The organism is Mariprofundus ferrooxydans PV-1 (assembly GCF_000153765.1).
GTDB classification, from domain to species: Bacteria; Pseudomonadota; Zetaproteobacteria; order Mariprofundales; family Mariprofundaceae; genus Mariprofundus; species Mariprofundus ferrooxydans.
Map to the genome: position 1 here is coordinate 47882 of NZ_DS022295.1, position 24187 is coordinate 72068.

At 54.8% G+C, this 24187-nt stretch carries 23 protein-coding genes; 14 read left to right on the plus strand and 9 right to left on the minus strand.

Annotated elements, in window-relative coordinates:
- Window positions 1-92: 92 nt before the first annotated feature.
- From SPV1_RS07030 to sucD, 8 genes are all read left to right on the plus strand, one after another.
- Window positions 93-875: an outer membrane lipoprotein-sorting protein gene (locus SPV1_RS07030; RefSeq protein WP_009850450.1), complete on the plus strand. Its 783-nt coding sequence runs from the start codon at window positions 93-95 to the stop codon at window positions 873-875.
- Window positions 872-2092, plus strand: coding sequence for an ABC transporter permease (locus tag SPV1_RS07035; RefSeq protein WP_231288333.1), 1221 nt, complete (start codon window positions 872-874; stop codon window positions 2090-2092). Before SPV1_RS07030 ends, SPV1_RS07035 begins: the two co-directional genes overlap by 4 nt.
- Window positions 2089-3327 (plus strand): ABC transporter permease, encoded by a 1239-nt coding sequence (locus tag SPV1_RS07040; RefSeq protein WP_009850452.1) that lies wholly within the window; start codon window positions 2089-2091, stop codon window positions 3325-3327. Before SPV1_RS07035 ends, SPV1_RS07040 begins: the two co-directional genes overlap by 4 nt.
- 10 nt (window positions 3328-3337) lie before the next feature.
- Window positions 3338-4045: an ABC transporter ATP-binding protein gene (locus SPV1_RS07045; RefSeq protein ID WP_009850453.1), complete on the plus strand. Its 708-nt coding sequence runs from the start codon at window positions 3338-3340 to the stop codon at window positions 4043-4045.
- Window positions 4029-5258, plus strand: a complete 1230-nt coding sequence (locus tag SPV1_RS07050; protein WP_050754730.1) for a hypothetical protein — start codon at window positions 4029-4031, stop codon at window positions 5256-5258. Before SPV1_RS07045 ends, SPV1_RS07050 begins: the two co-directional genes overlap by 17 nt.
- 231 nt (window positions 5259-5489) lie before the next feature.
- On the plus strand, window positions 5490-6473 hold the full coding sequence (gene mdh, locus SPV1_RS07055; protein WP_231288334.1) for a malate dehydrogenase: 984 nt from the start codon (window positions 5490-5492) through the stop codon (window positions 6471-6473).
- Window positions 6474-6515: 42 nt separating this feature from the next.
- Window positions 6516-7682, plus strand: a complete 1167-nt coding sequence (sucC, locus tag SPV1_RS07060; RefSeq protein ID WP_009850456.1) for an ADP-forming succinate--CoA ligase subunit beta — start codon at window positions 6516-6518, stop codon at window positions 7680-7682.
- Window positions 7683-7757: 75 nt separating this feature from the next.
- A complete protein-coding gene (sucD, locus tag SPV1_RS07065; protein WP_009850457.1) occupies window positions 7758-8627 on the plus strand; it encodes a succinate--CoA ligase subunit alpha in 870 nt (289 codons plus the stop codon).
- Window positions 8628-8651: 24 nt separating this feature from the next.
- Here the strand turns inward: sucD and SPV1_RS07070 are convergent, their stop codons facing one another.
- Both SPV1_RS07070 and SPV1_RS07075 read right to left on the minus strand, forming a co-directional pair.
- Window positions 8652-9494, minus strand: a complete 843-nt coding sequence (locus tag SPV1_RS07070; RefSeq protein ID WP_009850458.1) for a zinc ribbon domain-containing protein — start codon at window positions 9492-9494, stop codon at window positions 8652-8654.
- Between the two features lie 69 nt (window positions 9495-9563).
- Window positions 9564-10793, minus strand: coding sequence for a glycosyltransferase (locus SPV1_RS07075; protein ID WP_009850459.1), 1230 nt, complete (start codon window positions 10791-10793; stop codon window positions 9564-9566).
- Between the two features lie 17 nt (window positions 10794-10810).
- Between SPV1_RS07075 and SPV1_RS07080 the strand changes: the two genes are divergently transcribed.
- From SPV1_RS07080 to purT, 3 genes are all read left to right on the plus strand, one after another.
- Complete coding sequence (locus tag SPV1_RS07080) at window positions 10811-11395, plus strand: tRNA-(ms[2]io[6]A)-hydroxylase (RefSeq protein ID WP_009850460.1); 585 nt, start codon at window positions 10811-10813, stop codon at window positions 11393-11395.
- Between the two features lie 31 nt (window positions 11396-11426).
- Window positions 11427-11870: a DUF1499 domain-containing protein gene (locus SPV1_RS07085; RefSeq protein WP_009850461.1), complete on the plus strand. Its 444-nt coding sequence runs from the start codon at window positions 11427-11429 to the stop codon at window positions 11868-11870.
- 84 nt (window positions 11871-11954) lie between these two features.
- Window positions 11955-13142: a formate-dependent phosphoribosylglycinamide formyltransferase gene (gene purT / locus SPV1_RS07090; protein ID WP_040881732.1), complete on the plus strand. Its 1188-nt coding sequence runs from the start codon at window positions 11955-11957 to the stop codon at window positions 13140-13142.
- 175 nt (window positions 13143-13317) lie between these two features.
- On the opposite strand, the gene SPV1_RS07095 is transcribed toward purT, so the two are convergent.
- The 6 genes from SPV1_RS07095 to clpS all read right to left on the minus strand — a co-directional run bounded on the left by SPV1_RS07095 (window position 13318) and on the right by clpS (window position 20140).
- Window positions 13318-14223, minus strand: coding sequence for a cupin domain-containing protein (locus SPV1_RS07095; RefSeq protein ID WP_009850463.1), 906 nt, complete (start codon window positions 14221-14223; stop codon window positions 13318-13320).
- A gap of 192 nt (window positions 14224-14415) precedes the next feature.
- Complete coding sequence (locus SPV1_RS07100; protein WP_152909238.1) at window positions 14416-15711, minus strand: SPOR domain-containing protein; 1296 nt, start codon at window positions 15709-15711, stop codon at window positions 14416-14418.
- Between the two features lie 75 nt (window positions 15712-15786).
- Complete coding sequence (locus SPV1_RS07105; RefSeq protein ID WP_009850465.1) at window positions 15787-16788, minus strand: SPOR domain-containing protein; 1002 nt, start codon at window positions 16786-16788, stop codon at window positions 15787-15789.
- A 101-nt stretch (window positions 16789-16889) separates the two neighbouring features.
- On the minus strand, window positions 16890-17459 hold the full coding sequence (gene tsaA / locus SPV1_RS07110) for a tRNA (N6-threonylcarbamoyladenosine(37)-N6)-methyltransferase TrmO (protein WP_009850466.1): 570 nt from the start codon (window positions 17457-17459) through the stop codon (window positions 16890-16892).
- Window positions 17456-19708: an ATP-dependent Clp protease ATP-binding subunit ClpA gene (gene clpA / locus SPV1_RS07115; RefSeq protein ID WP_040881891.1), complete on the minus strand. Its 2253-nt coding sequence runs from the start codon at window positions 19706-19708 to the stop codon at window positions 17456-17458. The genes tsaA and clpA overlap by 4 nt, the downstream gene beginning before the upstream one ends.
- 93 nt (window positions 19709-19801) lie before the next feature.
- Window positions 19802-20140 (minus strand): ATP-dependent Clp protease adapter ClpS, encoded by a 339-nt coding sequence (gene clpS, locus SPV1_RS07120; protein WP_009850468.1) that lies wholly within the window; start codon window positions 20138-20140, stop codon window positions 19802-19804.
- Window positions 20141-20185: 45 nt separating this feature from the next.
- Here clpS and SPV1_RS07125 point away from each other — a divergent pair, with 45 nt between their 5' ends.
- Window positions 20186-20941 (plus strand): HAD-IA family hydrolase, encoded by a 756-nt coding sequence (locus SPV1_RS07125; protein ID WP_040881734.1) that lies wholly within the window; start codon window positions 20186-20188, stop codon window positions 20939-20941.
- A 2-nt stretch (window positions 20942-20943) separates the two neighbouring features.
- Window positions 20944-21720: a TatD family hydrolase gene (locus SPV1_RS07130; protein WP_009850470.1), complete on the plus strand. Its 777-nt coding sequence runs from the start codon at window positions 20944-20946 to the stop codon at window positions 21718-21720.
- 57 nt (window positions 21721-21777) lie between these two features.
- Here the strand turns inward: SPV1_RS07130 and SPV1_RS07135 are convergent, their stop codons facing one another.
- Window positions 21778-22737: a serine hydrolase gene (locus SPV1_RS07135; protein WP_009850471.1), complete on the minus strand. Its 960-nt coding sequence runs from the start codon at window positions 22735-22737 to the stop codon at window positions 21778-21780.
- A 163-nt stretch (window positions 22738-22900) separates the two neighbouring features.
- Here SPV1_RS07135 and SPV1_RS07140 point away from each other — a divergent pair, with 163 nt between their 5' ends.
- Window positions 22901-24175, plus strand: a complete 1275-nt coding sequence (locus tag SPV1_RS07140; protein ID WP_050754747.1) for an MFS transporter — start codon at window positions 22901-22903, stop codon at window positions 24173-24175.
- Window positions 24176-24187 lie beyond the last annotated feature (12 nt).

Consider the following 24187-nt stretch of genomic DNA (forward strand, 5'->3'; position numbering starts at 1 on the left):
GTCAGTCATTGGTATTCTTACGCAAGTTTTTACTTTCGCACAGTCTCAACTATAGTAGATATGATACCTTAGGCGAAGGATCAGGGGGTGCCATGAAGGCAGTTCAAGGATTCAGGTTTGTAGTGGTGTGGATTGTTGTGCTATTTATTGCAATGCCTTCGGTACAAGCTGCAGAACGAAATGCGGAAAAAAGCCGCACATCGAAAATTCTCAATACTGTAGACGATCTGTGGCGCGGTTCATCTTCCTACGCAGTCGTTACCATGCATGTGAAGACCGCGCACTACACCCGCACGATGCGTATGGAGGGTTGGTCCAAGGGCAAGGAGAAGACGCTGTTTCGTGTGCTCGAGCCGCTGCGTGAAAAGGGGACGGTGACACTGAAATCCGGTAATAATATCTACACCTACCTGCCCAAGACCGACCGCACGATTCGCCTGACCAGCGGTATGATGATGGGCTCGTGGATGGGTAGTCATCTGACCAACGATGACCTGGTCAAGGAGGCGCGGCTGGAAGAGGATTATGACGCCGTTATCAGCTTCGAAGGTCTGCGCGACGGGCGCAATATTATCGAATTTACCCTGACGCCGAAGCCGGAGGCGCCGGTGGTATGGGGCAAGCTGCGGTTGACGATCCTGGCCGATGGTTACACACCACTGGAAGAGCGTTATTATGATGAGGATATGCAGCTGGCCCGTACCTTTATCTTTAGCGATATGAAAATGCTGGCCGGCCGTATGCGTCCGGCTACGTTACGCGTATTGCCTGCCGACAAGCCGGATGAGTATACTGAATTCATCTACGAGCAGCTTAAGCTGAATATCCCGGTTAGTGATGCGATGTTCACCAAGGCCAGCCTGAAACGGCGATGAGAATCCTGACGCTTGCCTCGAGAAATGTGCGTCGAAACTGGCACCGATCGCTTGTGACGATGTCGGCCATGGCATTTGCCTGCTTTATCATGATCTTTTTCTCATCGCTGATGGAGGGGATGATACAGGGAAGCGAGCGCAGTGTGGTGGCGATGAATATGGGCGATATCCAGATTCATGCCCCGGGTTACCGTGACGACCCTGATCTCTATACCCGCATTGAGCATGCCGATGCCCTCGTCGATAGCCTGGAGAAGCACGGCTACCGTGCGGCAAGCCGCATCTACGCATACGGCCTGCTGGCTGCGAACATGGCTTCCAGTGGTGTGCACCTGCGCGGTATTGATCTCACCCGCGAAGTGCGGGTGACCGAGCTCTACAAGCATGTCAGTAGCGGTCAGTGGCTCGATGAGCATGATCCGCGTGGTGTGGTGCTGGGTAAAAAGCTGGCCGGCACACTCGGTGTCAGTCCTGGCGATGAGCTGGTATTCGTCGGACAGAGTGCCGATGGCTTTATGGCCAACGAGCTGTTCAGGGTGCGCGGTATTCTCAAGTCGGTCTCGGACGGTATCGACAGGATGGGGTTGTTTATGCCAATGCAGAGCCTCCGGGATCTGATGGTCATTCCGCACGGCGCACATGAGATCGTGGTGGTCCGCCAGGATCGGAGTACGGATCTGACTGCAGAAACGGCCAGCGTTGCACGTCTGGCACCGGGGCTTGAGGTGAAAAACTGGAAGCAGTTGATGCCGGTGATTGCCCGCATGATCGAAACGGTCGATGTACAGATCATCATCATGCTGGTCATCTTCTATATTGCCGTGGCAACGGTGGTGCTCAATGCAATGCTGATGAATGTATTTGAGCGTATCCACGAATTCGGCATCATGAAAGCGCTCGGCGTTTCGCCGATGCAGCTGGTCGGGCTGGTATTTGCCGAGACCCTGATCATGACGTTGTTGGCCGCACTTGTCGGGCTGGCGGGCGGCTGGTGGATCTCAGCCTATTACCAGCAGCATGGCATTGATATGTCCGCACTTGCCGGCTCCATCAGCTATGGCGGTATTGCCTTTGATCCGGTCTGGTACGGAGCGATTACAACGCATGCATTGCTCTACCCTGTACTCTTTTTATTTGTCGTGGCAGCCGTTGCCGTGATCTATCCGGCCGGCAAGGCTGCGTTGCTAAGTCCGGTCAAGGCGATCTATTTTCGATGAACCTGAATAAGCTGGCCTGGCGGAACATCTGGCGCAGGAAGCGGCGGACGCTGATCACTGCCTTCTCGATCGGTTTTGGCGTCATGCTGTCGGTAACCTTTACAGGCTCCGGCGATTACACCTATACCAATATGATCGATATGGGAGCGAGCATGGGTATGGGGCATGTCACGGTGGAGCCGCCCGGCTATCATCTGAAACCGACGCTGGATAAGCGACTGACAGGCACAGCAAAGCTGCAGCAGCAGATCATGGCTCTGCCCGGGGTTGCCGGGGCAACGGTTCGCATTACCGGGCAGGCGATGTTTGCCAGCGCGCGTAAAAGTGTCGGCGGTGCATTTATTGCCGTTGATCCCGAATTTGAAACAGCGCAGAACAATCTGCTGCTGCGCTCGATCGTGGCAGGTTCGATGTTTGCGGAGTCGTCGGGGCGGGGCATGGTGATCGGGAGTAAACTGGCCAAAAAGCTGAAGGTGAAAATCGGTAAAAAGGTCGTCTACACAACAACCGATGCGCATGGTGAAATTGTCAGCGATATTGCGCGCATCACCGGCATTTTTACCACCGGTATCGATATAGTAGACGGGATCATGGCGTTGCTGCCGATTTCCAGCGTGCAGAAGACACTTGGGTACGCTCCCGATGAGGCCACACTGATTGCTGTTGTCATCAGCGACCAGCGTCATGCGGAGGGGATGCGTGATGCCATTGCCCGGCTGCCGGCAGCGGCTGATACAGCGGTGATGACATGGAAAAAGTCGCAACCGGACCTGGCCGGGGTGATCGCCTTTGACAAGGCGGGCAACTATATCAGCCAGTTTCTGGTGGGGCTGCTGATTGCCGTGGGTATCCTCAATACGATGCTGATGAGTGTGCTTGAGCGAACGCGGGAGTTCGGTGTGATGATGGCGGTCGGAATGTCGCCGGGTGTACTGTTCCGGCTGGTGATGGTGGAGTCGTTCTGGCTGGCTATCGTGGGGCTGTTGCTGGGGGTAATCATTACCGCCCCCTGGTACTACTACCTCTACCATACCGGTATCGATTTTTCCGGGGCATTTGGCAGCGACTTCAGCTACGGTGGTGTGCTGGTGGATCCGGTGTTCAAGGTGCGCCTGTTCAAGGAGAGCGTGATGGCAATTCTGGGTGGTGTGTTTACGCTGGCACTGCTGGCCGGCCTCTATCCGGCCTGGCGTGCAGGGCGGGTGCCACCGGTTGAGAGTCTGAAAACGATATGAGGCATTAAACATGAAAGTGGAAAGTGATATGAAGCCGATTGTCAGCATGCAGCAGGTGGTCAAAACCTACCGACAGGGAAAGGTGGATGTGCATGCGGTGAACAATGTTTCGCTGGCTATCCGGCATGGTGATTTTGCCGTGCTCTGCGGTCCGTCGGGCTCGGGCAAGACGAGTGTTCTCAATCTGATCGGCGGGCTGGATGTGCCGACCTCCGGCCGTATTCTGGTTGATGATGTCGATCTTTCGACACTGGCTGCAAGCGAGCTTGCCGAAGTGCGCAAAAACCGTATCGGTTTTGTTTTTCAGGCCTATAACCTGATCCCGGTGATGACAGCCTATGAAAATGCCGAATTCGTGCTGAACCTGCAGGGAGTGAGTGAGGCGGAGTGCCGGGAGCGAGTGATGGATACGCTCAAGGCGGTAGGACTGGAGGGACTGGAGCAACGGCGGCCGGACGAGATGAGCGGCGGCCAGCAGCAGCGTGTGGCGATTGCCCGGGCGATTGTGACAAGCCCGGCGATCGTGCTGGCTGATGAGCCGACAGCCAATGTCGATTCGCATACGGCCGAATCGCTACTCGATCTGATGCAACAGCTTAATCGGGAGCAGGGTATTACCTTTCTATTCTCCACCCATGATCAGCATGTGATGGACCGGGCAAGACGTACGATTCGGCTGCATGATGGCAAGATCGAGTCGGATGAGATCAGCGATTAACATTCTCCGGGTTACGCTTGTTGGATTGATATTGGCCGGATTCGTACAGCCTGCATCAGCTTTTATTGCATGGCAGAATGACGGCAAACAGCTGGAGCTTCGGGGCCTGCTACGCGGTTCCGGTGTGATGATAAAAAACCCGGATAATCGTTTTTTTTACAATAAACAGTCGCTCGCAGGAGTTGCCGGTTCCGGCCGCCTGATGCTTGATGCCGGATTCGGCGATCATGTTACTGTCGAGGTGCATGCCGAGCAGAACTATATCCCGCTGACACTGCAGAGCGGCGGCAGCAACCTTGCCACGTTGCGCGATGTCGAGCGCAGTGATCTGCTCGACTGGAGTTTTGACAGCCGCCGCTCACATCTGCTGATCGACCGGCTTAATCTTCAGTATAGTGCCGGTAAGGTGAATGTGAAAATCGGCCGCCAGCCATTGAATCTGGCAGCGACATTTTATTTTACACCCAATGACTTTTTTGCGCCGTTTGCCGCGCAGACCTTTTTCCGTGCATACAAGCCGGGTGTTGATGCCGTGCGGATGGATATCCAGTTGGCAGAGCTCTCGCAGCTGTCGCTGATTTCAGTGCTGGGTTACCGCACCGACCCGTTTGCCGATAACGGCTGGAGTAACCGCGTTGATGCGGCGAGAAATGCCTATCTGGTTCGGAAGTCGGCCGTATACGGTGATTTTGAATGGGCTGTGCTGGCCGGGTCGGTGAAAAGAGATGGTGTTGTCGGCGGTGATTTTCAGGGGGAGCTGTTCGAGTGGTTGGGAGTCCGGGGAGAGGGACACCTGCTGATTCCGGATCAGCCGGGTCAAAAGCGCAGACTGGAGCTGTCGGTGGGACTGGAGCACCGCTGGGAAAACAGCCTGACGCTGCGCGCTGAACAGTTTTATCACGGCGGTGGAGCAACCGCCGTGGCAGCCTATAACACAGCTGCCCAGGGCTACTATATGGCGCGTCAGTACAGCGCGCTTGGCGCAAGCTATGAATTCACACCCCTGCTAAACGGGGATGCGACACTGCTCTATAACTGGGTGGATCACTCGGCGCTGCTGGCGCTGTATGCGCTCTATTCACTCAGTGATGAATCGGAGCTTGCCGTCAGTGCTACCGTAGCCCGGGGGGCGCGGCCAACGGCTGGTCGTATCAATAGCGAGTTCGGCCTTTATGGTACAGCGCTCAGCTGTGAGCTGCGCAGCTACTTCTGAAATAAACAGAGAGAAATACCGCTGTGCTCCGACAGGGAGGGCAGTTTGTTTCTATGCCTGTGCATGCTTCGGTGCAAGGATGCGGGATTGGAAGCATTGTGCTTTTGGCGATATGCTTGCTACCCTCGGTTTGATGAGTTTTCGGGCATGGGTTGTCGGCATGTCGCGCGCGTGGCGCCGGCTGGCTTTTGTCTGCGTAGCCGCTAACAGATCGGGAGATAGGGAGGAATTATGCGTTGGTCGTCGGATGCTGCAGGTGGAATGGATTCAGGGTTTCATCGCAAGAAAGTTACTGTCGTCGGTGCAGGTAATGTCGGGGCTACGGCTGCATTTCTCGCAGCACAGAAAGAGTTGGCGAATGTTGTTATGATCGATGTGATGGATGGCGTGCCGCAGGGCAAATCGCTCGATATGTATGAGGCTTCGCCTATTCTGGGATTTGATGCAGCTGTCCATGGTACGCAGGACTATGCAGACACGGCCGATTCCGATCTGGTGATTATTACCGCCGGTATCGCTCGCAAGCCTGGCATGAGCCGTGATGACCTGTTATCAATCAATGCCAAAATCGTCGCGGATGTAACACGACAGATTGTCCGCTATTCGCCCGATTGCGTGATTCTGGTGGTGACCAACCCGCTTGATGCGATGGTGTATACGGCACTGAAAGTATCCGGTTTTCCCAAACAGCGGGTGATCGGTATGGCCGGTGTGCTGGATTCGGCGCGCATGCGTGCATTTATCGCTCGTGAGCTGGATGTGTCGATCGAGGATGTCTCTGCTCTGGTGCTGGGAGGACATGGCGACTGTATGGTGCCGTTGCCGCGCTATTCGACAGTAGCCGGTATCCCGATTACGGAATTGCTGAGTCCGGAGCGGGTGGCTGCGATATGTCAGCGGACTGCCGATGGCGGTGCTGAAATCGTGCAGTTACTGAAAACAGGTTCGGCTTTTTATGCGCCCGGCGCCTCTGTGGTGGAGATGGCTGAAGCGATTCTGAAGGACAAGAAGCGTATTCTACCCTGTGCTGCATATCTGGAGGGGGAGTATGGTATTGACGGCTGTTATATGGGTGTCCCGTGCAAGCTGGGCGGAAACGGCATTGAGAGTGTGATCGAACTGGATTTGACCGATACTGAAAAAGCGCTGCTGGATCAATCGTTGCAGGCCGTGCGTCAACTGGTCATGGAAGTAGATGCACTCGCACATTTTTAACCTCTAACACGTAAGACAGAGAGCTACGGCAAAGGAGCAATCTTGAATATACATGAGTATCAGGCCAAGGCGGTGTTGAAGCGCTTTGGCATATCGACGCCTTCCGGTATTCTGGCTAACACGGTCGCAGAGGCAGTTGCCGCGGCTCATGATCTGGGCGGCGATATCTGGGTGGTGAAAGCACAGATACATGCGGGTGGACGCGGCAAGGCTGGTGGCGTACGCCTGTGTCGGTCGATTGAAGAGGTGGAGCAGTCGGCATCAGCATTGCTGGGGGCGACACTGGTAACCCATCAGACCGGTAGTGAGGGCAAGCAGGTCCATAAAATATATATCGAACAGGGTGTGGATATCGCGCACGAATATTATCTGAGCCTGTTGGTGGATCGTGAAGCCGAAGCGGTGGCATTTGTCGTGAGTCCGGCCGGGGGCATGGATATTGAACAGGTGGCGGCTACGGCACCGGAGCAGATTCACTCCCGGGCTGTCGATGCCGGCACGGGGCTTGTCGATGCCGATTATGCGGCCATGATCGACGGGCTGGGACTTACCGGCAGAGCGGCAAAGGCATTTCCGGTTTTGGCGGACGCACTCTATCGCGCCTTTACGGAAAGCGATTGCAGTCTGCTGGAGTTAAATCCGCTGATAGAGACAGGGGCGGGTGAGTTGATTGCACTCGATGCCAAAATGGCCATTGATGATAATGCGCTCTATCGCCAGCCGGATCTGGCTGCGCTGCGCGATACCGATGAGGAGGATCCGCGCGAAACCGAAGCTGTACAGTTCGGACTCAATTATATTGCGCTCGACGGACGTATCGGCTGTATGGTTAACGGTGCCGGGCTTGCCATGGGCACAATGGATATCATCCAGCTCAAGGGTGACAGACCGGCCAACTTCCTTGATGTTGGTGGCGGTGTGACGGTGGATGCCGTATGTGAGGCATTCAAGTTGCTCTTCTCCGATAGGCATGTGAAAGCGGTGCTGGTGAATATTTTTGGCGGCATTGTACGTTGCGACCTGATTTCACTGGGTCTGCTTGAGGCGATCAAAACCCACCCGATGCGGGTGCCGGTTATTATGCGTCTGGTAGGTACCAATGAAGAGCTGGGTAAACAGATCATCAGGGATGCTGGACTGGATGTGCGCTGGGCAACCGATCTGGATCAGGCGGCTGAGCTGGCTGTTGCAGCTGCAGGGGAGAGCTAGAATGACACTTTTTCAGGACAGAAAAACTGCACGGCCTTTCGGCCGCCCGCAGGGTCGAGTGCATGGAGGCACGAGATGAGCGTATTGCTGGACAAACAGACGCGTGTGATCTGCCAGGGCTTTACCGGCAAGCAGGGCAGCTTTCATTCACAGCAGATGATCGAGTACGGTACCACCTTTGTCGGTGGCGTTACTCCCGGCAAGGGCGGGCAGACGCATCTGAATCGACCGGTATTCGATTCGGTGGCTGATGCCGTGGCCAAAGAGGGTGCTGAAGCGACGGTTATTTTTGTGCCGCCACGTTTTGCAGCAGCCGCCATTATTGAGGCGGCCACTGCCGGTATACGGTTGATTGCCTGCATCACCGAAGGCATCCCGGTACAGGATATGCTGGCTGTAAAACGGCAGCTTGCAGCGTTTGATTGTACGCTGATCGGGCCGAACTGTCCGGGTATTATCACGCCGGGCGAGGCGAAAATCGGCATCATGCCCGGCCATATTCATTTGCCGGGCAGGGTGGGTGTGATATCACGCTCGGGTACCCTGACCTATGAGGCCGTCGAGCAGCTGAGTCAGACCGGGCTTGGCCAGTCCACCTGTATCGGCATGGGTGGCGACCCGATTCACGGCATGAACTTTATTGATGCCTTGCGTCTGTTTGAGCTGGATGAGCAGACCGAAGGGGTGGTGATGATCGGTGAGATCGGTGGGGCGGATGAAGAGCATGCCGCTGCATTTATTCGCGATCACGTCTCCAAGCCGGTGGTCGCCTTCATTGCCGGAGCCACTGCCCCGGCGGGTAAGCGTATGGGGCACGCCGGCGCAATCATATCCGGTGGCAAGGGTACGGCCGAAGCCAAGTTTAACGCCCTGGAAGAGGCAGGCGTTAGTGTGGAGCATAATCCGACGCTGCTCGGCAAACGCATGCAGGCCCTGCTGGCCTGAGTTATATAAACTACGGAGATGGCTTCAGTGGGTCTGGGTGCGCTGTTCTATTTCCTTGCTGATCCACTCCGGAGTTTTATCCTGTTTGGCCGCATCGGTCAGTCGGCCTGCCAGAAAACGGTCACGGCACAGCTTGCGAATTTCATCCGGTTGGTGGAGTCCCTGATCCAGCAGCTTCATATAAGTTCGGGTATCCAGGTTCACCGTACTCATGACATGGATGCGAATCCAGAAATTGGCCGCGACATCCCGGCAAGCCTGTGATGGGTGATCGGGTCCCTGCAACATGGTTTTGTCGCGTCCTGCCGTGTCATCGACCGGGGGGAGTTCTTTTGCAGCATTGTCCGCTTCCGGTGGCCCGGCAGGGAACAGAGTGATTGGTTTGATCGGCTTGATCAGACCCTTGGAGCTGGTAATCGTATCGGTGGGCCCGGGTTTTATTGCGGCCAGCCACTGGGGAAACTCGAAATAGATAATCAGGCCAACTCCCGTACAGAGTAGCGTGAAAATTAATGCCAGGAATGTGATGAATTGCGTATTGAGCTTCTTTTTCAGCTTTACCCGGGGTGATCCGTGTGTCTCTTCATCAGGACTGGATGGAACAGAGTCCTGTTCCTCGCCTGCCGTCAGCCCCGCACTCCGGTTTTTTGACTCACCTCTGAGCTCTCCCTGTTTGTTTTCCAACGATCTCTCTTGCTTATGTGACTCTGCCTTTACGCTGTCGGCAGACTTGTCGGGTGTGCCGAGAATGATGATTCTGAAGGCCTGCTGACACTGCTTGCAGCAAATCTTTTTACCGACAGCCGTACGCATGCGTTCATTAACGCCATATTTATGCAGGCAGTGAGGGCACTGGATATATTCCATTGTTGCTCCCGGTTCCGGAACTGTTGTGAAACAGGTTATTGCTGCTTGTCTATCAAGTTCTGTGCCAGATCAGGCGGGAGTTCGTCGCAGTTGTTGCAATAGTGACTCTGCATCTGTTGTGGTCGGCATCCGCTGATCGATCATCTGCAACAGCGAGGCAAGGGCCTGCTCTACAGGCATAACATGCTGTTGATTGACATAGCGCCATGCCTTCAGACCATCGAACCAGAAGTAAAAGCGGGCTCGGAAACTGGCAACAGTAGCGCTGTTGTTGCGCATATTGATGACAGCCTGCTCAATGTCGCAGGCATGCAGGTATTGCCGAAGTGGCTGGGGCAGTGATGCCAGCCAGTTCGATGTATCGGTTTTAAACAACTGATTCAGGCTATCGTTCATCTGTCTGAGTTCCTCAAACACCAGTGGTGCGCAGACCGGCCATGAAGTCTGATGGCCGTGATACCAGTCGGAGACGGCCTGACCCGTGCCGAACGGGGTGCGGGATGACATGCGCGCGGAGGGATATACAAACAGGTTCGGGAGGTGTCCGAGCGGGCGCTCGCGTGCCAGCTTATGCAGAAAATAGAAGTCCTCACCGGCCTGCCGTTTGTTCATGCCGTGATGACGGGCGCAGGCGTTGGCGCGGACGGCAAAGCAGGAGCCGATGGCCGTGAAGGCGAAGGGGAGTCCGGCATGACGCCATCCGAGTTCAATATAGCGCAGAAATAGTTCATAGCAGACGATGGCTTGTTTGTGTCGAGAGTCGGTGATGTTACTGGTGCGGTGGGCATAGGCGATCGTGGCGGCATGCATGGCCGGATGGCCGGCAAAAGCCTGCAGCAGTGCAGTGAAATAGTTGGCTGAGACGCGGCAGTCTGCATCGAGTGAGGCGATGATGCCGTCTGCGACTCCGATTGAAGCGAATCGGCGCACCGCTTCATCCATGCCGATCTTGCGTGCCATGCCGACACCGGATGCCCTGACCGGCATCTCGCAGGCATCGATCGCATGCACCTGCAGCGCAGGGGTGTTATGTGCCTGTTGCCAGAGCTGAATCTGATCCAGTGCGCGGGCATTACTCTGTCGGATCTCATCACTGGCATCATCGGGGTGATTGATGACCAGAATGATTTCAACAGCCGCATCGGGCATGTCGCGGCTGCGCAAGTGATCAAGAAGCTCTAGTATGCCGGGCTCGTGCATGCAGGGGATCACGGTGATTAACCCGAGCCCTGCCGCCGGTGTGACACCGATCAGCGGTGTAGGCTGCTGTAGCGCGAGGTAGCGATTTAGATGTCGCATAAGCGGGAGTGTGGTCTATGGCAAAAAAATCGGTGGATTTGTTGTATGCGACACCGGCAGCGTGGGCGGAGAGTGCGATGGCCGATTTCGGCCACTTTCTGGCCGATCATGCCAATTGTGAGCGCAAGGCCAGCTCCACGGCGATGAGCATGGTGGTGCGTTTCCATGATCGACATGAAATTTTGCCGCAGTTGATTGATCTGTCGATTGAGGAGTTGGATCATTTCCGGGAATGCTACCGTTTGATGCGTCAGCGGGATATTCCTCTGATATCGGATACGCCTGATCCTTACATTAAATCACTGCTGAAGCTGCAGAGGCACGGGCGCGATGAACACTTTCTCGATCAATTGCTGATCTTCTCTCTAGTGGAGTCACGCGGCGCTGAGCGCTTCCGTCTGATCAGCGAAGCATGTCACGAGAGTGAGCTGAAACAGTTTTACAAGGGGCTCTGGGCGGCTGAAGCCAAGCATGGCCATCTGTTTGCCGATATGGCACTGCGATACTTTGATGAAAACAGCGTGTATGACCGCTTTGCCGAGATGGCCGAAGCTGAGGCGGAAATTGTTCGCAAGCTGCCCTGGCGTGCGGCCCTGCACTGATTGTCGAACGGTTCAAGAAGGGGTTAATCATATGAAATGGGTGCTGATCATTGTTGCATTGCTGATTGGAGTCGGCTTCATCGCTTATATATGGATGGCAATTCAATCACAAAAGGAACCGGATACGCTGGGCTTACAACAGGGGCTGTTACGCCCCTGTCCGGATTCTCCTAACTGCGTGTGCAGCGAGGCGTTCTCTCAGGCTGATAAAGAGCATGCGATAGAACCGGTGCAGGCGGGCGAGACGACATGGGAGAGGCTCAAAAGCCGCATCATCGAGCTGGGCGGCGTGATCAAACAGGATGACGGCCACTATCTGCATGCGACATTCACCTCATCGCTGTTTCACTTTGTCGATGATGTGGAACTGCGTCTGGACAGTGAACAGGGGTTGATTCAGATCCGTTCCGCTTCCCGCGTTGGCAGATCCGACCTTGGTGTTAATCGCAAGCGGGTAGAGCAGATCGTACAATAACCGCTGCCGGACTGCATGTGGATTCCTTACACATAGCAGGTACAGTTCATCAACATTTTACACCGCACAGAAAGGGGCATGGCAATGGCAGAGGTTCAGATAGGCACACCGTTATCAGTGCGGGCAACGCGCGTGATGTTGCTCGGCTCGGGAGAGCTGGGCAAAGAGGTGGCCATTGAGCTGCAGCGATTCGGTGTCGAGGTGATTGCCGTGGACAGCTATGCGCATGCGCCGGCGATGCAGGTGGCTCACCGATCACACGTGATCAATATGCTCAATGGGGCCGCCTTGCGCGGCCTGATCGAAACAGAGCAGCCGGATTTGATCGTGCCGGAAGTTGAGGCTATTGCTACTGACACGCTGGCTGAGTTGGAGAGCGAGGGATTTAACGTGATTCCCACAGCCCGTGCCACTCAGCTGACAATGAACCGCGAAGGCATCCGTCGTCTGGCGGCTGAAACGCTGAATCTGCCAACTTCTCCTTATCGTTTTGCTGCTGATGCCGATGCGTTTTCAGCCGCGGTGGAGGACATCGGCATGCCCTGCGTGGTTAAACCGATTATGAGTTCATCCGGGAAGGGGCAGTCGGTGATTCGTAAAGAGGCCGATGTTCAGTCTGCCTGGGCCTATGCTCAGGAGGGTGGCAGAGCCGGTAAGGGTAAGGTGATTGTCGAGGGTTTTATCGATTTTGATTATGAAATCACACTGCTAACCATTCGCCACCGTGACGGTACATCCTTCTGCGCTCCGATCGGCCACCTGCAGGTCGATGGCGATTATCGTGAGTCGTGGCAGCCACAGGCGATGAGTGAGGCGGCACTGGCTTCTGCCCGCGATATCGCGCACGCCGTCACCGATGCGCTGGGCGGTTACGGCCTGTTCGGCGTTGAGCTGTTCATCAAGGGTGATAAAGCAATCTTCAGCGAGGTATCACCGCGTCCGCATGATACGGGATTGGTGACGCTGATTTCTCAGGATCTTTCCGAGTTTGCGCTGCATGCACGTGCCATCCTCGGCCTGCCGATTCCCAATATTGTGCAGCATGGCCCGGCAGCTTCCTGTCCGCTGGTTGTAGAGGGGGACTCCACGCAGGTCGCCTTCGGTAATCTCGATCTGGCACTGGCACAACCGGATACGCAAATTCGCCTGTTCGGCAAACCGGCCGTGCACGGCAAACGGCGCATGGCTGTAACGCTTGCGCGCGGCACCACGGTTGAAGAAGCGCGTGCAAAAGCTGTTGCTGCCACCGCCAGCATCCAGGTGTCGCTATAGGTTGTTATAAACACCCATGGCTGAGGCTGTGTTCGGGGTTAATTATTCGCACGCTAATGCCTGTCTTTGACGCATAGACAGGACTTGCCACCTAAATTGGAATCTCTGTGTCAGTTTGTCATATATGCCAGATTGTTGCAGCTTAAAGGGAGCCGAAAAAGCTTACGGATTTGCCTCAGCGTACAAACTGTATATCAAGCGTGCGCAGATAGGTGTGCAGCCCGGCATCCTGGACCGGGAAGACGTAGGCATCCTGATCCGATTCGTTGTGATGTGAATGCCACCAGCCCGGCGGGGTGACGAAGACGGTGTTGGTTGCCCACATCGCCTTCACCGGATCGATAATATTGCCGTTTTCATCCACTTTTTTACCGATCAGCGTATATGTGTCGGGGCCGGAGAAGACGGCCAGATCGAGCGCTACTGACTGGTGTCTGTGCGGCTTCTGCACGGCTCCTGCGGGCAGCAGGTTATACAGCGACCACATGGTGTGGGTGATGGTTTTGGTTTTGGCACAGTCGCTATTGCCGAGGATAATGCCGACACGGTTACGCTTTTGCTGCATCGAGATCTCCCGGATGCGGGCAATTTCTCCATCCATGTAGGCTTTGCTGTAAAACGCCGGTTTAAAGCGCGGTGCAGTCGGTGTAGCACCCAGATAGGTTAGCAGCGGGCCATCATGCGTCCAGTAGAGGGCGCTATCCTCATCGGCAAAGTGGGTGACACCCTGATTCGACGGCAGCGTAAAGGCATCGCCCTGCTGCCAGGTGATGGTGCCGTTTGCCGTTTCGCTGCGACCGGAACCGCGCATGACAAAAAATACTTCCGATGTTGCCGTTACGTTTGTTGTGATCTGCTCACAGGCACAGATACGTACATAATTGGCCAGCAGGCCGGGAGCCGTGGCCACGTAGGGTGTTTCCAGCACAGCCGAGATATCCAGTGCAATCACGCGGGTTTCCCCCTGCTCGTGCAGGGAGGCGGGAAACGGCTGAACCGGCACTTCGTTCAAGTCTGGTGTGGCTGCGGCAGTATACTCCCAGCTGACGACCTGTTCGGCCCACTGTTGATTGGGGTTCATGGCATAACTCCTTTAGGGAAGTATTGATCTGTTCAATGCCTCCTTCACGCGAAGGCGCGTGAAGAAATCGCCAAATCATTACATGTCAGCGCTTGGTTTGTAAGCACAGAAAAAAACGTTCTCTTTTGGCTTCGCGTGCTGATTTTTTTTGCGGGGGTTTCGCCAATAAATCAAACCTGCATCGACCCGGCACTATTCCATTTTACGATGCCATGCGTTGATACCTTTGAACTCCTTGAGGTATTTTTCATAGGCGACGGCATCATGTTCAGTGGTGAAGCCGGCAACGCGCAGACGATACCAAATTTTGCCCTTGATCTGAATGCGTATGTACTCGGCCTTGATGCCCTCTTTTCTGAAGTTGGCAACTTCCAGTTCTGCAGCCTTTTGTGATTCGTAGGACGTCAGGTTGACCGCCCACTTCCCGTTATCATTAGTAGTCGGCGGTGCGGTTTTTGTTTTTGCTTTCGGAACTGGCTTGGCAGTGGTTACCGGTGTGGTAAGGGCATTCACCGGCGTTGTTGTACTCTCGGCAGGAGCAGGGCTGGGGGCTGCATTTTCCGCAGCCGGTTCGAGGGTATCTTTCCAGTTTTTGCTGGCTGAGTTGGATATCACCATAGTCAGGGTATGCACTTGCTGTTCCAGTGCATCAATGCGCTGCTCATAGGTCTGGGTCTGTGCTTCCACGGCACCAAGGCGCTCGCCCCTGTTTTGCCCGCCCTCCCTGTTTTCCTGAACCACAGGGAGAGTATTGCGCTCAATCTGGGCTACCCGGTCAAGCGCAGTGCTGGCAATCCAGGTGGCGCCACCGGCCATCAGAGCCAGCGCCCCTCCCAGGATGTAGGTCATCATATTTTCCAGTTTCACTTTGTTTGCTCCATCCGGATTTGTTTCCGCTTTCGGTAATGACTTTTTTCCGTTGCCCGGATAACTGGCGTGATCACCACTATCTACTGATTTCTGGCCGGATTCGGTGTCAGGCTCTGCGGCAAAATACTGACTTTGTGGACGAGGTTCGGTCGTATCACGGGCCATATCATTCTCAATGTCCGACACATCCACTGCACTATCCTGAGCGGAGGTGTCGTCACTTCCTTCCGGGTTGGAGACATCGTCACTGTCGGATATGATGGGCCCATCGAAGTCAGAATACAGTTTGTCTGCTTCTTCTGCAGGGCTGTTGGCTGAGTTTTCCGGGTCATTAAAACCTGTCCGCGCAAGCGGCGCATCCAGATCAAGCGGATCTTCCGCCTCCAGATCCAGCGCGTCCTCCATGGATAACCCGGACAACTCATTGTTATCCGCATCGCCGACTGAAGAATCTCTCCTGTCTGTTGAAGCAGGCTGATCCTGGTCAAGGTTCGGGAGCATCTCATCCAGAGCCATATCAAGATCAAATAACTCATCCGAGTCGAGGACAGACTCTTCTGCTAAATCACCACCAGCACTCAATGCATCTGATTTTTTGACATCGTCTGATCCGGTCATGTCATCTCCATAGCTGATAACCGGCATTTAACCTGTAAATGCCGGATTTATCGGAGTTACAGGAAGCAGAGCCGGTTAAAGTTTCTGTGTCCAAGCATCTTTGATGCCATATTTGGAGGCGAGGGTTTGTTTGTACCTGTCTGCCGCTTCTTTGCTGACAAATCCTTGCGAACGCACCCTGTACCAGGTTCGGCCATGAACGGTGATCTCTGCTACTTCTGTTCTTAGACCGCGTTTCCGGAGCCGTGACTGTTCCTTGTTTGCAGCAGAGAGCGAATCCAGTGATACGATATTAATCACCCATTCCCCACGGTGGCTGGTCGCCGGTGTAACGGTAGGTTTGGATGATTTTGCCACGCTTGATGCTTTCGGTGTAATGGTTTTTGCGGTGACGGTCGGTTGTTTGCGAGGCAGGGCTGTGATCATCCCGGAGAGTGAGATGACCTGCTCTTGCAGATGGTTCAGTTGAGTCTCAAAAGCCTGCTTTTGCTGTATTCTCAGCTGCTCCTGTGATGAGAGCCGCTGTTCCAGAGCCTGGATACGCGAACTGTTCTCGATATCAGCTGTCGGGCTTGCATCCCCCGACCCGCCCAGATGCAGGGCAATGGCGAGTAGGGAGAAGAGCATGGCTAATGCAGCCAGAATAATGGGCAGGCGCTGCTGCAGGGGGGAAGGCTCATCCGTGTTGTCAGCAGCGTGCGGCGTCATATCGAATCTGACAGGCTCAGACTCATTATCCATCGCCGGGGATTGTTGCTGGTTCAGGTGGTCATGGTCGCCCGGCTCTGCGCTGTCGTGTGCAAACAGGTCCGCTGATGCCGCTGTCCGATCATCATGTGATCCGACCCTGGGTTCTCTGCGTTCAGCGGAATCCGGTGATGTGCTCTTATCCCATGCTGCAAAGGGGCTGACCTCATTCCCGGGCTCCGGAATAAAAGGGGCGTTTGTCAGTGATTCGTCAATGAGAGACGTTGTGACATCGTTGTCGGTCGACTCATCGTATAAAGGATCGTAGGGCACATCTTCGTCCAGGTGGTTGAGCGCGAAATCATCGCCGTCTGTTTTTTTGTCTGTCATAGCAGGCGTCTCCGGTCATGGTTGTCTCAGTGGGAAGCTTATCCTGATCGGCTGCATCAGGCACGTGTCGTATCCGGGGTGTCGCACTCTCCGGTATCCGGTCATGTTCGGGATGGGGTTGATGCTCCCGCAGCTTCGACCAGTCCGACGTCTGCCAGCCAGCCGCTGCTGGCATCTGCGATCATATCGGCATAGGGAATATAGGGTTTGATATCCAGCACGGGAGTGCCATCAAGCATATCGTGACCCTCGATCGTCAGGATGCGTCCCTTGATCTGTATTAAACGTACAGCAGAGAGGCCGATGCTGTTCGGCCGGTGCGGGCCGCGGGTGGCAAACAGGCCGCGCCGTTGCTTCGGTCCTCTGGGGGGCAGAACAGTTGGATTCCAGCCGTTATTCAGATGCATCCAGTAAATCACCCAGATATGAGAGAAACCATCCAGGTCGGTAAGCGCCTGTTCAAAATTCATGCCTGCATTGAGATGGATTTCCGCTGTTTCAGGCTGATCCAGCGTGGGTTGGCGCGGTGTGGCAAAACGCTCCCGGTAGCTGCTTTTAACCACGCCGATAGCCTGCATATCGATATGCATGTTGGCGCTGTCTGCATGGGTGACGGTATCGGTATACTGCTTTATCGGTTTGGCTGGTTTGTTGTTGATGCCATCACTCATGCAGGTATGGATTCGTCATGATGCACAACAAGCTCATCCTGTTTGCATTCAATGCGTGCGATGCCGCCTTTCTGCAGCGCACCGAACAGAATAGCATCAGCCAGCGGCTTCTTGATATGCTCCTGAATCAGTCTGCCCATAGGACGAGCGCCCATCAGTGGGTCGTAACCACGTTTGGCCAGCCACTGCTTGGCTTCCAGTGTTACATCGAGTTCCACCTTCTTGTTCAGCAGCTGGGTCTCCAGTTCAATCAGCATTTTATCGACAACATGCAGGATGATCTCCTCGGAGAGCGGTGCAAAGCCGATAATGGAGTCCAGGCGGTTACGGAATTCCGGCGTGAAGATGCGCTTGATGGCAGCATCATCATCCCCCTGGCGTGGCTGTGGATTAAACCCGACGCTGTTCTGTTGCATTTCAAATGCGCCGGCATTACTGGTCATAATCAGTACGATATGACGGAAATCGGCAACCCGCCCGTTGTTATCGGTCAACGTACCATGATCCATGACCTGCAACAGCAGGTTAAACAGATCCGGATGTGCTTTTTCAATTTCATCAAGCAGCAGTACGGCGTGCGGATTCTTGTTGATGGCCTCGGTCAGCAGGCCGCCCTGATCAAATCCGACGTAGCCCGGAGGCGCACCGATGAGGCGGGAGACGGTATGGGACTCCATATATTCGGACATGTCGAAGCGGATCAGCTCTACGCCCATAATGCGTGCCAGCTGACGCGCCGCCTCTGTTTTGCCGACGCCGGTGGGGCCGGTAAACAGGAAGGAGCCTATCGGTTTTTCCGGATGTGCAAGACCGGCACGGGAGAGCTTGATACTGGCTGCCAGCTGATCGATGGCCTTGTCCTGACCGAATACGGAGAGTTTCAGGTCGCGATCCAGATGCGCCAGCTGTTTACGGTCGCTGGCATTGACCTGCTGATGCGGAATGCGGGCCATGGAGGCAATCATACTCTCGATATCATGCACATTGATGCGCACACGACGTTTGTCTTCCGGCTTCATGCGCATCGCGGCGCCAGCCTCATCGAGTACATCAATAGCGGAATCGGGCAGTCGTCGTTCGCTCAGGTGGCGTTTGGCCAGTTTTGCTGCCTGCTCTATGGCAGGCTGACTGTAGCTCACTGCATGGTGGGCTTCCAACCCGGATTTGAGTCCCTTGAGAATTTCGATGGTTTCTTCCACGCTCGGTTCCGGCACATCCACTTTCTGAAAGCGGCGGGAGAGAGCGCGGTCTTTTTCAAACAGGTTACGAAACTCCTGATGGGTGGTTGCACCGATACAGCGTAACTCGCCATTGGCCAGAGCCGGTTTGAGCAGATTTGAGGCATCCATCGTGCCGCCGCTGGCAGCGCCGGCACCGATAATGGTGTGGATTTCGTCAATAAACAGCACCGCCTGATCCTTTTGCTGCAAGGCTTGCAGCACGGCTTTCAGCCGCTCTTCAAAGTCACCGCGGTACTTGGTGCCGGCCAGCAATGCTCCCATATCCAGCGCATAGATGGTGGCGTGAGCAATGACCTCGGGCGCCTGTTGCTGTTCAATGCGCAGGGCCAGACCTTCGGCAATAGCCGTTTTTCCCACTCCTGCATCACCAACGAGCAGGGGATTGTTTTTACGCCGGCGTGACAGAATCTGAATGCAGCGACTGAGTTCTTCGTTGCGGCCGATCAGGGGATCAATTTTTCCATCTTTGGCACGTTGGGATAGGTTAATGCAGTACTGGCTTAAGGGGGACTTGTCAGTAGCGGGAGCGCCGCCTTCAATGGAGGGGTTCTGCATGTCAGCTTCACTGGGAATCGGTTCATCGCGCATGGCGTTATGCGCCATGAAGCTGACAATATCCAGGCGTGTCACACCCATCCTGTTGAGGAAGTGGACGGCGTGCGAATCCTTCTCGGAAAAGATGGCAACCAGTACATTTGCACCGGTCACTTCGCGTTTGCCGGAGGCCTGTACCTGCATGACTGCGCGCTGGATGACCCGTTGCAAACCGATGCTCGCTGTCGTTTCACCGGCCTCTTCGGGCAGGGTGGCGACATGCTCACGAATGAACTGGTTCAGATCGGTGCGCAGTTTCTCGACATCGGCACGGCAGCCGAGCAGTACGCCCAGTGCATTCGGGTTGTCCAGCAATCCCAGCAGCAAATGCTCGACTGTGACGAATTCATTGCGGCGGATATGGGCATTGCGGAATGTGTCATTCAGTGTTTCTTCCAGCTCTTCACTCAGTATTCCCATGGTTGCACCTCACTGTATAAACGACGCAATATCTGTGCCAGTTCATGCTTTCCGGTCTGACCCTGATACTGGCCTGTAACGCAGATATTATCCATTTGGGTCATTGGTATCCTTTTCCATGATACAACGCAAGGGATGGCCGCTGGTACGGCTGGCGGCTTCAACCTGTTGTAACTTGGTTTCGGCAATATCGCGTGGATAGATTCCGCACATGGCACGACCCTCCAGGTGGATTTGTAACATCAGTTGATTTGCCGTTGCTTCCGATTTGTGAAAGAAACGGATGAGTACGTCAACCACAAAATCCATCGGGGTAAAGTCATCATTGAGCATCAGGATGCGAAACATCGGCGGCGGTTGCAGTTGTGGTTCAGCCGTTTCTGTTTCAGGGTTGCGCACCGAATCCGGGGTTGTTATCTCAGTCATGAGGCGATGATAGCAGGACGGAAAATTCTTGTCAGGGGGCTAATGATGCCGGAACTGAAATGTATATTGTGGGATGTGGATGGCACGCTGGCCGATACCGAACGTGATGGTCACAGGGTCGCGTTCAATATGGCTTTTGATGAAGCTGGCCATGCACGCGAATGGGATGTGCCGACCTACGGTGAATTGTTGAAGGTGACCGGCGGCAAGGAGCGTATCCGTTACGATATCGAACGCGGTGGCATGGGAGATATGCCGGATGATCAGATTGCCAGCCTGCATGCGCGCAAAACAGCGCATTATCAGGAGCTGATTGCCGAAGGTCGTATCCCGTTGCGCGCCGGCGTGCGACGCCTGCTGGAAGAGGCCTGGCAGGCAGGTATCACGCTGGGTGTTGCTACAACGACAACACCGTCAGCGCTGGATGCACTGATTGAGCACTCCCTGGGCCGTGAATGGTTTGACCGTTTTGCCGTGCTTGCCGCCGGAGATATTGTGCCTGCCAAAAAGCCAGCGCCGGACATATATACCTATGCAATGGAGCAGCTGGGTGTGGATGCAGGCAATACGCTGGCGCTGGAAGATTCAGGTAATGGCTGGAAATCCGCACAGGCAGCAGGCCTGCATTGTGTTGTTACCGTTAATGATTATACCCGTGCCCAGGATTTCGACGGGGCAGATCTGGTGGTGTCTGAATTCGGCGAGCCGGGCAGTGCGATCGAGGTTTTGGCTAATCCGCACGGATTGGCAGATCTCGAATATGTGAAGCTGGCACATCTGCAGGCATTGATGCAGGCGTGAGCATGTCGGATATCGCGCTGTTTGATTCGCACTGTCATGTGGACTTTCATCATTTCGATGAAGATCGGGATGCCGTATTTGAGCGCATGCGTGAACAGGGTGTGACGCGGGTGCTGGCCGTGTCGGTGGAGCTGGAGCAAACACCGCGTCTGGAAGCGCTGGTTGCGGCTCGCGATAACGTCTGGTTTTCGGTCGGAGTGCATCCGAATCATGAGGTGGATGTTGAGCCGACAGAGGATGAATTGATCCGTCTGGCTGCGCATCCGCGCTGTGTGGCCATTGGTGAGACGGGGATGGATTTTTTTCGTCATCATGTCGATCCGGCTCTGCAGCAGACACGTTTTCGCACGCATGTCCGTGCGGCGCATAAGGTCAGTAAGCCGGTTATTGTACATATGCGGGATGCGGATGAGGCAACACTGGATATTCTGAGGCAGGAAAATATAGCTGGTTGTGGCGGGATTATGCACTGCTTCTCCTCATCCTGGTCTGCGGCACAGCAGGCGCTGGATATGGGGATGTCGATCTCTTTTTCCGGCAATGTAACCTTTAAACGCAATGACGAGTTGCGTGAGGTGGCACGTCAGGTGCCGGATGATATGCTGTTGATCGAAACCGATGCGCCGTATCTGGCACCCATGCCGATGCGTGGCAAGCGCAATGAGCCGGCTTATGTGCGTCATGTGGCGGAATGTCTGGCTGAAGTCCGCGGCGTATCGCTGGCGACTCTGGCGGAGCAGACAACAGCCAACGCCATGCGTCGCTTTGGTCTCAGCTGAAATCTGCCAGCCAGCGAGTAGCAAAGGTAAAAAAAGTGCGGTGGAGATGTCTTGTTGTCAGAGGTGTGGTGTCTCTGCCGTTGTGGCAGGCTGTGTAATATCGGCCTGAGCCAGTTCGCGGGCGACGGGTGCCTGAGCAACGATAATATCATCCATTTCATGAATGATATTTTTCAGCCATTCACCGCCTTTCGGGTCATGTGCCAGAGCAACGGCAATATAACGATGCCCACCGTGCTCAATCAGGGCGCTGTCGGCATGCCAGTCACGCCATGTGCCGGATTTCCGATACATCCGGATATCCGGGTTATGCATGGCATCCAGTCCCTTGACGAATTTATGGTTGATGCCCGAATCGGCCATGATGCCCTTCATCTCGGCGGAATAGCGGGGTGAAACCAGCTGACCGGTCTGCATCATATAATAGAATCGGGCAACCTGCATGGCGCTGGCGCCGTGCGAAAGGTTGTGCAATGGGTCGCGATGGAATGGTGCCGTACCGGCATACTCCTTGCCGACCCACAATCCGCCATTGTGTTTCGGGTCGTAGAGACGGTATTTGGGCGATTCCATTACCGTATTGATATAATCCTTGCCGACCATATCAATCATGGCGGTGGCATCCTTGTTGGATGAATAGCGGATCATGCGGGTCATGGTATCGCGTGTTTCCCGGTTCAGTGGCAATTTACCCTGCTTGATCAGCTCAAAGGCGGTCAGCAGTACGGCGATTTTCGGCAGACTGGCGGCATACATCATCTGGTCGCCGTTGACTTGAGCCATCTTGGGGGCATCCGGGTTCGTGATATCAACCAGTACCAGATTCAGTCGCTTCTCTTTTACCGCACGCGAGAGGTGCAACGCCTTGATGCGTTGGTCCAGCTTCTTCTGTAATTGTTTGCTGGTATGATCGCGTATCGAGTGGTGGGATTGTTGCGCAGCAGCTACGGATTTATAGGGCATCATCATCAGAAAGAGTGTTGCCGCCAATATGTGGAATTTAAATTGCTGCCTCATTTCACTTCTCCCATGCAGGAAGCTTGTGCGATATTTGTTACGACGTTAGCACAAAAGGGTAGTAAAAGTCAAAGAATATGTATGTGTATGCTGCCGAAATGACGCAATGGCCTCGATTCATGATGCTGGTCAGCAGGATATCTTTGAACTACATTCATGCCGCATGAGAACAATCACAAAAGCCGGATGGTCATGGGCTGTTTATGACTGGGCCAACTCCGCCTATACGACGACGGTCATGGCCGGTTTTTTTCCGGTTTTTTTCAAACAATTCTGGGCGACCGGTTTAAGTGCCAACGAGAGCACATTCTGGCTGGGGCTGGCCAATGCCGTATCCGGCCTGTTGATTGCACTGCTGGCGCCAGTGCTGGGTGCGATGGCCGATCAGGGCGGGTTGAAAAAGCGCATGCTACTGAGTTTTACCACGCTGGGTGTGTTGATGACCGCAGCGCTGTTTCTGGTGGGGCAGGGCGAGTGGGTATGGGCCGTGGTGATTTTTTCGTTTGGTGCAATTGGTTTTTCCGGCTCCAATGTGTTTTATGATGCCCTGATTGTGGATGTCTCCGAACGTAACCAGTTTGACCGGGTTTCATCACTGGGATATGCGCTGGGATATCTGGGAGGCGGCTTGCTGTTTGCCGTGAATGTGGTGATGACCCTGCATCCGGATTGGTTCATGCTGGCGGGTAAGGCGGAGGCAATACGCTGGTCTTTTCTTTCGGTTGCTCTCTGGTGGGCACTGTTTACATTGCCGCTGGCTTATCATGTCAGGGAAGCAGGAGGGGCTGAGTCAGTACACTGGTGCAAAGCCGCGCGGGATGGTTTTGCGCAATTGGGAGATACCTATCGTCATCTGCGCTCTCTCCGGCAGGTATGGTTGTTTTTGTTGGCCTACTTCCTCTATATCGATGGTGTTAACACGGTGGCGCGGATGGCCGTGGACTACGGTCTGGCGCTGGGTTTTGATGCAGCTGTACTGATGACGGCACTGTTGATGACGCAGTTTATTGCTTTTCCATCGGCACTGGCGCTGGGCTGGCTGGGAGAGCGCTGGAGCTGTAAAGGTGTGCTGCTGATCTGTATCGGGGTGTATGCTGCGGTCTGTATCTGGAGTTCAACAATGGAGAATACGGTCGATTTTTACTGGCTGGCTGCAGCCATCGGCCTGGTGATGGGCGGTATTCAGGCCTTGTCCCGCTCCATGTACGCCCGCATGATACCATCGCACCAGTCGGCGGAGTTTTTTGGTTTTTTCAATATGCTGGGCAAGTTTGCTGCTGTGCTGGGCCCATTGATGATGGGAATGGCCAGTATGCTCTCCGGCAGCGCCCGCATATCAATATTGGTAATTGTGATACTGTTTGCTGCCGGCGCGGCTTTGCTTTATCGTGTTGTTGAAGTTGATGGAGATCATTCACCGCAGGTCAGTGCAGAGTGAAGGCAAGCGCGG